This is a genomic window from Microbacterium sp. A84, from assembly GCF_051842815.1.
Taxonomy (GTDB): domain Bacteria; phylum Actinomycetota; class Actinomycetes; order Actinomycetales; family Microbacteriaceae; genus Microbacterium.
In genome coordinates this window covers 440,573-452,137 of sequence record NZ_JBPXMS010000003.1, presented here as the reverse complement: position 1 = coordinate 452,137, position 11,565 = coordinate 440,573, and the positions used below count along the sequence as shown (strand labels likewise).

General features: G+C 62.0%; 9 protein-coding genes and 2 tRNA genes. All 11 read right to left on the bottom strand.

Annotated elements, in window-relative coordinates; genetic code table 11:
* Nucleotides 1–140 precede the first annotated feature (140 nt).
* The 11 genes from ACSU04_RS14755 to dnaN all read right to left on the bottom strand — a co-directional run bounded on the left by ACSU04_RS14755 (nucleotide 141) and on the right by dnaN (nucleotide 11,454).
* Nucleotides 141–213: transfer RNA gene (locus tag ACSU04_RS14755), tRNA-Ala, on the bottom strand.
* 27 nt (nucleotides 214–240) lie between these two features.
* A tRNA-Ile gene (locus tag ACSU04_RS14750) sits at nucleotides 241–314 on the bottom strand.
* Nucleotides 315–367: 53 nt separating this feature from the next.
* Nucleotides 368–1,213, bottom strand: a complete 846-nt coding sequence (locus ACSU04_RS14745) for a DUF4097 family beta strand repeat-containing protein (protein ID WP_439290106.1) — start codon at nucleotides 1,211–1,213, stop codon at nucleotides 368–370.
* Entirely contained in the window at nucleotides 1,210–1,896 is a 687-nt protein-coding gene (locus ACSU04_RS14740; RefSeq protein WP_439290105.1) for a response regulator, read from the bottom strand. The genes ACSU04_RS14745 and ACSU04_RS14740 overlap by 4 nt, the downstream gene beginning before the upstream one ends.
* Nucleotides 1,884–3,155 (bottom strand): histidine kinase, encoded by a 1,272-nt coding sequence (locus ACSU04_RS14735; RefSeq protein WP_439290104.1) that lies wholly within the window; start codon nucleotides 3,153–3,155, stop codon nucleotides 1,884–1,886. The genes ACSU04_RS14740 and ACSU04_RS14735 overlap by 13 nt, the downstream gene beginning before the upstream one ends.
* A 152-nt stretch (nucleotides 3,156–3,307) precedes the next feature.
* Complete coding sequence (locus tag ACSU04_RS14730) at nucleotides 3,308–3,712, bottom strand: DUF3566 domain-containing protein (RefSeq protein ID WP_439283299.1); 405 nt, start codon at nucleotides 3,710–3,712, stop codon at nucleotides 3,308–3,310.
* Nucleotides 3,709–6,306, bottom strand: a complete 2,598-nt coding sequence (gene gyrA / locus ACSU04_RS14725) for a DNA gyrase subunit A (protein WP_439290103.1) — start codon at nucleotides 6,304–6,306, stop codon at nucleotides 3,709–3,711. Before gyrA ends, ACSU04_RS14730 begins: the two co-directional genes overlap by 4 nt.
* 38 nt (nucleotides 6,307–6,344) lie before the next feature.
* Entirely contained in the window at nucleotides 6,345–8,390 is a 2,046-nt protein-coding gene (gyrB, locus tag ACSU04_RS14720; protein ID WP_439290102.1) for a DNA topoisomerase (ATP-hydrolyzing) subunit B, read from the bottom strand.
* Between the two features lie 119 nt (nucleotides 8,391–8,509).
* Nucleotides 8,510–9,001 carry a DUF721 domain-containing protein gene (locus tag ACSU04_RS14715; protein ID WP_439283294.1) on the bottom strand — a complete coding sequence of 164 codons (492 nt, stop codon included), beginning with the start codon at nucleotides 8,999–9,001 and terminating at the stop codon, nucleotides 8,510–8,512.
* Nucleotides 8,994–10,232: a DNA replication/repair protein RecF gene (gene recF, locus ACSU04_RS14710; protein WP_439290101.1), complete on the bottom strand. Its 1,239-nt coding sequence runs from the start codon at nucleotides 10,230–10,232 to the stop codon at nucleotides 8,994–8,996. The genes ACSU04_RS14715 and recF overlap by 8 nt, the downstream gene beginning before the upstream one ends.
* Nucleotides 10,233–10,311: 79 nt before the next feature.
* Entirely contained in the window at nucleotides 10,312–11,454 is a 1,143-nt protein-coding gene (gene dnaN, locus ACSU04_RS14705) for a DNA polymerase III subunit beta (protein ID WP_439283290.1), read from the bottom strand.
* Nucleotides 11,455–11,565: the final 111 nt, after the last annotated feature.

Here is an 11,565-nt window from a genome sequence, read left to right as displayed (position 1 = left end):
AAGGACTCTGGTCACGCGCCGGATGGGCAGGAAGGGGATGACACGCCCGGACCCATCCACTCTTTTTGGCCTATAAGCCAGAAACGATGCACCTGAGAAAAAAGAACCGGCCAGACGTATCGTCTGGCCGGTTCTGAATGTGGAGCCTAGGAGAATCGAACTCCTGACATCCTGCTTGCAAAGCAGGCACTCTACCAACTGAGTTAAGGCCCCAAAAACTATTTAATTATGGTGACGGAGTGGGGATACCGGGATTTGAACCTGGGACCTCTTCATTATCAGTGAAGCGCTCTAACCAACTGAGCTATATCCCCGTCAACCTCCAAGACTTTACCTGAGATTTGAGGAAAATCCGAATCGACGGTGCTCAGCGACCGGGGTGCAGATCCACACTGCCAGCAGAGAGGCTGACCACGACAGAATTCCGCGCATTCGAGGACGTCTGCAGGTTGTTGTCGAGGGAGCCGGCGCTGACTTCCTGCTGCACATCGTAGGCGACATCCGGAAGCGTCAGCTCGAGAGAACCAGCGCTGACGTCGATGGTCACCTCGCTGGGCGCCCTCCCAGCAAGCTCGGCCACCACCTGGCCGGCCGCCACGGTGAAGTCGGCTTCTTCCACGTCTGCGAGGTTGACGTCAGCACGACCTGCGCTCATGTCGATGTCAACGGACGACGCCGATCCGCTCAGGATGAGGCCGCCAGCCCCCAGCTCTATGTCCAGGCCGTCATACGCCCCGTCCACGTCGAGGCTGCCCGCACTCAGCGTGAAGTCGGCGTCGAGTCGAGAATCCTGCAGCGCTTCGGGCAGGGTCAGCACAACGCGCTCATCGTCATTGAACCAGTTGCCGAACAGTCCGCCGCCGAACCAGCCGTCGAACAGCCCCCGCGGACTCTGCACGATCAACTCATCGCCGTCACGACGCATCGTCCAACCGCCACGGCTGCCCTCCACCTGCAGTTGCGCCTCGTCGACGTCGGCAAAGCGCACAGTGACGCTGCTGGCGCTGACGTCCATCTCCAGCGATTCGATCCCACCGACTTCCACGGACTGGGCTTCGCTGCTCACCGTCGCGTCATTCACTGCGGCGACGGCAGCCGTACCGCCGGCGCCGAGCAAAGCGATGCCGCCCACGATCGCAGTCGTCACGGTGATTGCTGTGACGCCGGCGTGGGTGCGTGCGCCGCCAGGCGTGTGCTGGGGTTCGGTGTTCATCGTGTCATTCCTGTCTGGTTTCCGAGCGGGGGAGTGCCGCCGGTGTTTTCGATATGAGCGAGCGCCGCGAGCACGCGCCGGTTGCCGGCCTCTGGCTCAAGGCCCAGCTTCTGGAAGATGGCGGTGATGTTCTTCTCGACACTCGCCTCCGAGAGGAAAAGAAGACCCGCGATTGTCTGATTCGACTTTCCCTCGGCGATCAGGGCGAGCACCGTCCGTTCCCGCTCGGTGAGCTGCAGCATCCGATCGTCACGATTGCGACGTGTCAGCAACTGCTGGACCACCTCCGGGTCGAGCACGGATGCTCCCTCTGCGATCCGCTCCACGGAAGCGAGAAATTCGGAGACATCGGCGACGCGATCCTTGAGCAGGTAGCCGAGCGGCCCACCCTGCGCGGCGATCAGATCGCTGGCATAGCGTTCCTCGACGTACTGTGACAGCACCAGCAGTGGCAATGCCGGATGCGTGGACCGCAGCGCCAGCGCCGCACGAATGCCCTCGTCGGTGAAAGTCGGGGGCAGCCGCACATCGAGGATGCAGAGCTCAGGGGCCGTGCTCTGCACGGTTTCGGTCAGACCCTCGGTGTCGGCCAGGGCCGCGACCACCTCGTGTCCGGCATCCTCCAGCAGACGAACGAGACCCTCGCGAAGAAGAACCGAGTCCTCACAGATCAGGATGCGCATGGCACACTCACCTCCAGCGAGGTCGGACCGCCCTGCGGGCTGTCGAGTCGGAATGTGCCGCCGGCGGCAACCACCCGGTTCGAGATGCCGTCGAGGCCACCGCCGGGCTGCACCTGCGCACCGCCGATGCCGTTGTCTTCCACGCGGGCCCAGAGCACCCCGCCCTCGCGAATCCGCACGATGACTCGGCATTCGCTGGCTCGCGAGTGCTTGGCGGCGTTCGTGAGCGACTCAGCGATGCAGAAGTAGACGGCGGCTTCAGCTTCACGGCTGCATCGGCCAGTCATCCGCACGTCAAGCTGCACCGGGACGTGCGACCTGCTGGCGATCGCTGACAGCGCGGCATCCAGCCCACGATCGTCAAGAACCGACGCATGGATGCCGCGGGCGAGCTGGCGCAGCTCCGTGATTGCGGCCTTTGTGGAGGTGTGTGCCTCGCTGATCAGCTGCTTCGCGACGTCCGGGTCACTCTCGATCTTCTGCTGCGCAAGACCAAGGGTCATGCCGACCGAGACCAGTCGCGGCTGAACACCGTCGTGCAGATCACGTTCGATACGCGTGCGCTCGAGATCTGCAGCGCGCACGGCGCCTTCGCGCTGTGCGCTGGTCGTGCGCACCTGTTCGGTGAGCTCAGCCTCGCGGTTCGGCACGACGATTGCTCGGGTGAGAACGCGGTGCAGCAGCGCGAGGCCGATGATGCCGGCAGCCGCAGCGAGAACGCCGAGGATGCCGACCAGCGGCGCCCATCCGGCAGTGACGACTGTGCCGAAGGGACCGGCTGTTGAGCCGCCACCGAACAGCGGTGAGATCGTGTAAATCGCTGACCAGAGCATCCCCCAGAAGAGTCGAAGAACCAGCGTCCCGAAGATGCAGGCGATCGTGAAGTTCGCCACGGCCCGCCACATCCGCCCGTCAATCGACTGGCGACCGAGTGAACGCAGCCATCCTCCGAAGCCGGGACGCTGGCGCGGACGCGGAGCCAGCGGCGGGAGACCTAGACGGTAGAGGCCGTCAACGCGAGCGATCTCGAACCAGCCCAGTCCGTACAGGGCATAAACCAGACCGACGAGAAACACCGCGCCGATTCCGAAGACGAACAGCAATGCGACACCGGCGCCGACGAGCGCGCTGAGGATGCCGATAGCACCGGCGCCGAAAACACCGAGGCAGGCGAGCTGCAGGATTGTCAGGAACAGCCGCAGTGGCGGCTTCTCCGATGGGGAGGCGCCGACCGGGGCCGGGGTGGTCTGAGTGGTCATGTCTCAAACGTAGGCCGCAGGCCGCGCCCCGAACACCGTGCCAGCCCCCGCGACGCCTTCGGGTTTCCCCTACTTCTACATGTGCGAGTGGGCGCTTGTGGCGCTTCGCCGCGGCGAAAGCGAGCCACGAGCGCCCACTCGAAAGGTTGTTATTAGTTGGACATGAAGCCGACTAGCAGGCCACCCGTCACCTTCACTGCGAGGTTGTAGATGCCGGCGCACACGGCGCCGAGCACAGTGACCACGATCAGGTTCAGAATCGACACGACGGCGGCGAACGCCATGACCTGGGGCAGGCCCATCATCGAGGCGATCGAAATGGCACCATCGGTGATTTCACCAACGAATTCGTCGGCCCCCGCCAGAATTCCCGTTGCCTGCAGCACCAGGAAGATCAGGAAGAACGACACCATCGTCACGATCGCGAGCGCGACCGCGGCGAGGAAAGACAGCTTCACGGCCGACCAGAAGTCCACATAGACCAGGCGCAGGCGAACCTGCTTGCCACCGGTCTTGCGCGTGGACTTCTTCGCCAACTTGTCGGCTACTGTGCTCATTCGTCCGTGCTTTCCTCAGAGATCTGTGTCGATTCAGAGATCTGTGTCGATTCGAGAGCCTCTGCGTCTGACTCCGCCTCTGCCTCTTCTTCGGCAAGGCCCCGCTCACTGTTGCGGGCGATGGCGAGGATCCGGTCCTTCTCGGAAGTCCGGGCGAACACCACTCCCATGGTGTCTCGACCCTTCGCGGGTACCTCGGCCACGGCAGAGCGTACCACCTTGCCGCTGGACAGAACCACCAGAACCTCGTCGTCCTCAGCCACGATCAAACCACCCGCGAGAGTACCTCGATCGTCGTTGAGCTTCGCCACCTTGATGCCGAATCCGCCGCGTCCCTGCACGCGATACTCGCCTACAGCTGTGCGCTTCGCGAATCCGCCATCAGTCACCACGAACACGAACTGATCGAGCGCGGCGACGGATGCCGACAGGAGACTGTCGCCCTCACGGAACTTCATACCCTTCACCCCGGCGGTCGCGCGACCCATCGGTCGCAGGGCCTCATCGGTCGCGCTGAAGCGTACCGACATACCGCGACGGCTGATCAGAAGGATGTCGTCTTCCGCATTGACCATGAGCGCACTGACGAGCTCGTCGTCTTCGTTCAGACGGATTGCGATGACGCCACCCTGACGGTTCGTGTCGTACGCATCCAGTCGGGTCTTCTTGACCAGACCATTACGCGTCGCGAGCACCAGATAATCTGCCACCTCGTAGTCGCGGATATCGAGCACCTGAGCGATGTTCTCGTCCGGCTGCAGTGCGAGCAGGTTCGCAACGTGCGTACCCTTGGCGTCGCGACCGGCCTCCGGCACCTCGTAGGTCTTGGTGCGGTAGACACGACCCTTATCGGTGAAGAACAGCAGCCAGTGGTGCGTGGTCGTCACGAAGAAGTGCTCGACGATGTCATCTGCGCGCAGCTGAGCACCCTTGATGCCCTTGCCGCCGCGGTGCTGTGAACGATAGTTGTCACTGCGGGTGCGCTTGATGTAGCCAGCGCGGGTGACGGTGATGACCATCTCCTCTTCGGCGATGAGGTCTTCCATTGAGACATCACCGTCGAAACCGTGCAGGATGTGCGTGCGGCGGTCATCGCCGAAGCGGTCGACGATCTCGGTGAGCTCCTCGCGGATGATGGTGCGCTGGCGCATCTCATCGGCAAGGATCGCCTTGAAGTCGGCGATCTTGATCTCGATCTCGGTGGCTTCGTCGATGATCTTCTGGCGTTCGAGAGCTGCCAGGCGACGCAACTGCATCGTGAGGATGGCATCAGCCTGAACCTCGTCAATGTCGAGCAGCCTCTGCAGCCCCTCGTTCGCCTCGTTCGGAGTGGGCGAGCGTCGGATCAACGCGATGACCTCATCGAGCGCGTCGAGCGCCTTGAGGTAGGCGCGCAGGGTGTGCATCCGCTCCTCCGCCTTGCGCAGACGGAACTGCGTGCGGCGGACGATCACGTTGATCTGGTGTGAAATCCAGTTCGTGATGAAGCCGTCGAGCGCGAGCGTGCGCGGAACACCATCGACGATCGCGAGCATGTTCGCGCCGAAGTTGTCCTGCAGCTGCGTGTGCTTGTACAGGTTGTTCAGCACGACCTTGGCGACAGCATCCCGCTTGAGAACCACCACGAGACGCTGACCGGTACGATCGCTGGTCTCGTCGCGGATATCGGCGATGCCGGTGACCTTGCCGTCACGCGCCAGATCACCGATCTTCACCGCGAGGTTGTCGGGGTTCACCTGGTAGGGGAGTTCGGTAATCACCAGGCAGTTGCGGCCCTGGATCTCTTCGACATTCACGACTGCGCGCATCGTGATCGAACCACGGCCGGTGCGATAGGCCTCCTGGATGCCCTTGGTGCCCAGAATCTGCGCTCCAGTCGGGAAATCAGGACCAGAGATGCGTTGGATGAGCCCCTCGAGAAGCTCCTCGCGCGGCAGACCAGGGTTGTCGAGTGCCCAGAGCGCGGCAGCGGACACTTCGCGCAGGTTGTGCGGCGGGATGTTCGTCGCCATACCGACCGCGATGCCGACGGAGCCGTTGACGAGCAGGTTCGGGAAACGCGCCGGCAGAACCGTCGGCTCCTGAGTCTGGCCGTCGTAGTTCGGCTGGAAGTCGACGGTCTCCTCTTCGATGTCGCGCACCATCTCGAGCGCGAGCGGAGCCATCTTCGTCTCGGTGTAACGCGGTGCAGCCGCACCCATGTTGCCGGGGGAACCGAAGTTTCCCTGGCCGAGAGCGAGCGGGTACCGCAGTGCCCAGGGCTGAACCAGACGCACGAGGGTGTCATAAATCGCAGTGTCACCGTGCGGGTGGTACTGACCCATGACTTCACCGACGACGCGGGCACACTTCGAGAACGCCTTGTCTGGGCGATAGCCACCGTCGTACATGCCGTAGATCACCCGGCGGTGCACGGGCTTGAGGCCATCGCGCACATCAGGCAGCGCGCGGCCGACGATGACCGCCATCGCGTAGTCGAGGTAGCTGCGCTCCATCTCGAACTTCAGATCGACCTGGTCGATCTTGCCGTGCTCGTGATACGGCTCTTCGCGACCGGATCCGGTCGTTTCGCCCGTCGAATTATCGTCAGTCATTGGTATCTTTCAATCGTTCGCTGAGCGTTGCCTACGCGTCAGATGTCCAGGAAGCGGACGTCCTTGGCGTTGCGCTGAATGAAGTTGCGTCGGGATTCAACGTCCTCACCCATGAGCACGCTGAAGATCTCATCCGCAGAGGCGGCATCTTCGATGGTCACCTGACGGAGCGTCCGCGTGGTGTGATCCATCGTGGTCTCCCAGAGTTCCTTGGCATTCATCTCGCCAAGTCCCTTGTACCGTTGCACGCCGTCCTTGCCGATGCGCTTTCCGTTTTCGAGTCCGTGCTTCATCAGCGCGTCACGCTCGGCATCCGAGTACACGTACTCGTGCGGCTTGTTCGTCCACTTCAACCGGTACAGCGGCGGCATCGCAAGGTAGACGAAGCCCGCCTCGATGAGGCCCCGCATATAGCGGAACAGCAGCGTCAGCAGCAGCGTGGTGATGTGCTGGCCGTCGACGTCGGCATCCGCCATCAGAACGATCTTGTGATAGCGCGCCTTGGTGATATCGAAGTCTTCACCGATACCTGTGCCGAAGGCCTGGATCATCGCCTGGACTTCGCGGTTTCCCAGAGCCTTGTCCAAGCGAGCACGCTCAACGTTCAGGATCTTTCCACGCAGCGCGAGAATCGCCTGCGTGTGCGGATCGCGACCCTGCACGGCAGAACCGCCGGCGGAGTCACCCTCCACCAGGAAGATCTCACTGATCGACGGGTCCTTGCTGGTGCAGTCCTTGAGCTTGTCCGGCATCGCCGCAGACTCGAAAACGCTCTTTCGACGAGCGGTTTCGCGTGCCTTGCGGGCAGCCATCCGCGCGGTCGCCGCGTCGATCGACTTGCGAATAATGTTCTTCGCCTGCGCCGGGTTTCGACCGAACCAGTCACCGAGCTGATCGCCGACGACCTTCTGCACGAAAGCCTTTGCCTCGGTATTGCCGAGCTTGGTCTTGGTCTGACCTTCGAACTGCGGTTCGCCGAGCTTGATCGAGATGACCGCGGTCAGACCCTCACGCACGTCATCGCCGGAGAGGTTCTCGTCCTTCTCCTTGAGCAGGTTGTTCGCACGGGCGTACTTGTTGACGAGAGTCGTCAATGCCGCACGGAAACCCTCTTCGTGCGTGCCACCCTCATGAGTGTTGATGGTGTTCGCGTAGGTGAAGACATTCTCGGTGTAACCCGTCGTCCACTGCATCGCGATCTCGAGCGAGATCTTGCGCTCGGTGTCTTCCGACTCGAAGTCGATGATCTCGTCATTGACGACCTCGGCATGCCGCACCCGGTTCAGGTACTCGACGTAGTCGACGAGACCGCGCTCGTAGAGGAAGACATCGCCGCGCTGCTTGGTGAGCATCGCGCCTTCTTCTTCCACCTCATAGGTGGCACCTTCACGCTCATCACTGAGCTCGATACGCAGTCCCTTGTTCAGGAACGCCATCTGCTGGAAGCGAGTGCGCAGAGTGTCGTACTCGAACTCGACGCCCTCAGTGAAAATCTCGGTATCGGGCCAGAATGTGATCGTGGTGCCGGTCTCATCGGACGCCGCACCCTTGATCAGTCCCTGCTCTTGGGGCTGGCCGCCGTGGGAGAAGCTGTGGTTCCAGACGTGGCCCTGGCGCTTGATCTCCACATCGAAGCGCGTGGAGAGCGCGTTGACGACAGAGGAGCCGACGCCGTGCAGACCGCCAGAGACCGCGTATCCGCCGCCGCCAAACTTTCCACCGGCATGCAGGATTGTGAGCACAACTTCGACACTCGACTTGTTCGGGTCAGAAGAGTGCGGATCAACCGGGATACCACGACCGTTATCGACGACACGCACACCGCCGTCTTCGAGGATCGTCACCAGGATCGCATCGCAGTAGCCAGCCAGAGCCTCGTCGACAGAGTTGTCGACGATCTCGTAGACCAAGTGGTGCAGGCCACGCGGACCAGTCGATCCGATGTACATTCCGGGCCGTTTACGCACGGCCTCGAGTCCTTCGAGGATCTGGATGTTATCCGCGCCATACTCGGCGGTCGGGTTATCAACGGGGGTGCCCCCGGTTGTCGATTCAGGCTCGTCAGCAGGGGATTCAGGCGTCATCAGAGGTGATTCTCCACATCGATATCTCGAATCTTCAGTCTACCCTGACTCAGGCGCCTTGACGTGGCTATACGGCCGTGTGTGGCCCTGAAATCGATCAAGGGGCGTCCGTTGATGCCCTACCCGTAGGTATCGCGTGGACCCCGGCCTGGAACGGCTCTCGGACCCCATTTCCAAGAGGGAACGTCCGGTCCGATAAATCGGAGGTTGTTCACACCCGCCTGCGGATAACGTCGTCCGATCTCGGTCAGGATGGTCGCGCGCATGAACTGCAGGTTCTTCGCCCAGGCCGTCGAATCGCACTTGACGGTCAGCATGCCATTGTCGAGACCAACGGGCTCGGAGTGTTTCGCGGTATCGGCGCCGGCGAGGTCGGCCCACTGCCGCACCAGGTCTTCCCGCGCCAGCGTGATCTCCCAGCCAGAGTCTCGACTGAGCTTGTCGAGCACGGCACCAAGAGCCCCAGGGTCACGACCGGGAGTGAACGGCGCGTTGTCGTCATCATCTCGGATGCGACGCTTGCGCTTCCACGACTTCGAACTTGGCTTCAGACCCCGAAGACGCAGGTATGTCGCGACCGTTTCCGGAGTATCGGATGCTGCATCACTCATCGTCTTCCTCCTGATCGCTCTGTTCGACCTGACTGCTGTTGTCATTGTCGCTGCGATCGTCGCTGCGATCGTCGCTGCGATCGTCGCTGCGATCGTCGCTGATTACTCCGTCGCTGATGCGCACGACGTGCCGGTGCAACGCCTCGGGAATGTCTTCCTCGACAGCCGCGGTCACCACCACCTGTTCGTATCCGACGGTGAGAGCCGCCAGACGGTGCCGGCGATCAGCGTCGAGCTCGGCGAAGACATCGTCGAGAATGAGAACCGGATCTCCCGCCGGAGATTCAGCACGCAAAAGTTCCGCGGATGCCAGGCGCAGAGCGAGCGCAACCGACCAAGATTCGCCGTGCGAGGCATAGCCCTTCACCGGAAGTCCGCGCACTCGCATCAGAAGATCGTCACGATGAGGGCCGACGAGAGTGAGTCCGCGGTCGAGTTCCTGCTTGCGCTTGGCCAGCAGAGCTGCGCGGAACATGTCGGCAATTTCACCACGGGTCTCGGACGCCACCTCTTCGCCTTCTTCGGGGTCGCCGCCACGCACAGACAGCGCCCATTCCACTTCAGGCTGATGATCGGCGCCGGCGATCGCGGTGTACGCGTCGGCAAGTGGCCGCTGCAGATCAGTCGCGAGCCGGAGGCGAGCGTCGATGATTTCAGATCCCAGGGCGATGAGCTTGTCGTCCCACACCTCGAGGGTCGTGAGCGCTTCGCCTCGGATGCCACGTGCGCGAGCGGATTTCAGTAGCGCGGTGCGCTGTTTGAGTACGCGGTCATAATCACCGAGCACCGCAGACATGCGCGGTGCGCGCTGGATCAGCAGCTGATCCGCGAATCGACGCCGCGATGACGGGTCTCCCCGAACGATCTGCAGATCTTCTGGCGCGAACAACACGACATGGGCGTAACGCGGCAGCTCACTGGTCTTGGATGGTGATCCGTTGATGCGGGCCTTGTTCGACCCCTGCCGATTGATCTGCACTTCGGCGAGAACCTTGCGTTCTCCCACCGAAAGCCGGGCACGAATAACCGCGAATTCCTGACCATCTCTCACCATCGGAGCGTCCGATGACACCCGATGCGAGCCGAGCGTGGCAAGGAAGACGACCGCCTCGGCGAGATTTGTCTTTCCCTGGCCGTTACGGCCGACGAGCACATTGGGCCCTCGATGAAGGCTGAGTTCTGCGGTCGCGTAGTTGCGGAAGTCCACAAGGCTCAGGTGCTCCACAATCACGGATTCACCCTACCTTTCGGGGCAGACACTCTCCCCGAACACTCTCCTCGAGATCGCTCGTCGAGTGAGACGGAGACGATCAGCGAAGCAGAAGGTTCGGCTGCAACAGGTACTTGTACGAGTCGTTTCCTGCCTGGTCGACAGACGTCTGACTCGTGATCAGCACCGGGCTGAGCTTGTTCGCGTTGTCACTCGATGTGAACGTGATCCGTACGAAACCGCTCTTGACCGCACTGAGTGCCTCGATCAGATACTGCGGGTTCAAGCCGAGCGTCACGTCATCGCCACCGGTCAGATGTGCGTCGACTGACTCGGATGCTCGAGCCTGCTCGCTGCCAGAGGCATCCATCGTCACGCTGTCTGACGTAAACGTGAATCGCAGGGGAGCGGCGCGATCAAGCACCAATGCCACACGCCGAACGGCTTCGATCAAGTCGGCGGTATTGACCACCGCGTAGTGTTCGGTCTGCTCGGGAAACAGTCGCCGGACCGGCGGAAAATTCCCCTTGATCAGGAGAGATGTGACCGTCTTGTTGCCGGCGGTGAACGCGATGATCTCGCGGTCACCTGCACCGGAGAAGGAAACCTGGATGGTTCCGGCATGCCCGAAGGTCTTACCGACCTCGGTCAGTGTGCGCGCGGGAACCAGCGCAGTTTTCTCGGGAGCTTCGCCGTCCCACGGAACATCACGCAATGAAACGCGGTACCGGTCGGTGGCGACAAGGCTCAGGCTGTGGCCGGATACTTCGAGCTGCACACCCGTGAGCACGGGAGTCACGTCATCGCGAGACGCGGCGAAACCGACCTGCGCGATCGCGGTACCGAAATCGTCTGCCGGAACGACACCCGACGAACCTGAAACCTCAGGAATCGAGGGATATTCCTCAACAGGCATGGCTGCCAGAGTGAATCGAGCCGAACCACAGGTGACAGCGATGCCACCGTCTTCTTCGACCGCGATCTCAATCGGCGCGTTCGGCAACCGGCTGGCAATGTCAGAAAGCAATCGACCGTGCACGAGGATCGTGCCGGGTGACTCGACTGTCGCCTCGATCGTCGTGCGAGCGGATGCTTCGTAGTCGAAGGCCGAAAGTGTCAGCCCTGAGTCGCTTGCTTCGATGAGCACTCCAGCCAGGATTGGCTGGGGATTGCGCTGCGGCAGAAGCTTGACGACGAAGGACACAGCTTCGCTGAAGACATCGCGGTTGACCTGGAACCTCACGGGCGCTCCCTCGTCGTAATTACAAAACCTGATGAGCATGGGCCCACGTCAGGGGTTCCCATCGTATCCCTACGTCTGGGCTGCGCCATACGCCGGGTTTCAACACCTTTG

What these genes read in the sequence shown, in the direction of transcription:
- ACSU04_RS14745 (WP_439290106.1), bottom strand. Translation starts at nt 1,213, where the DNA reads ATGAACACCGAACCCCAGCACACGCCTGGCGGCGCACGCACCCACGCC.
- ACSU04_RS14740 (WP_439290105.1), bottom strand. Translation starts at nt 1,896, where the DNA reads ATGCGCATCCTGATCTGTGAGGACTCGGTTCTTCTTCGCGAGGGTCTC.
- ACSU04_RS14735 (WP_439290104.1), bottom strand. Translation starts at nt 3,155, where the DNA reads ATGACCACTCAGACCACCCCGGCCCCGGTCGGCGCCTCCCCATCGGAG.
- ACSU04_RS14730 (WP_439283299.1), bottom strand. Translation starts at nt 3,712, where the DNA reads ATGAGCACAGTAGCCGACAAGTTGGCGAAGAAGTCCACGCGCAAGACC.
- gyrA (WP_439290103.1), bottom strand. Translation starts at nt 6,306, where the DNA reads ATGACTGACGATAATTCGACGGGCGAAACGACCGGATCCGGTCGCGAA.
- gyrB (WP_439290102.1), bottom strand. Translation starts at nt 8,390, where the DNA reads ATGACGCCTGAATCCCCTGCTGACGAGCCTGAATCGACAACCGGGGGC.
- ACSU04_RS14715 (WP_439283294.1), bottom strand. Translation starts at nt 9,001, where the DNA reads ATGAGTGATGCAGCATCCGATACTCCGGAAACGGTCGCGACATACCTG.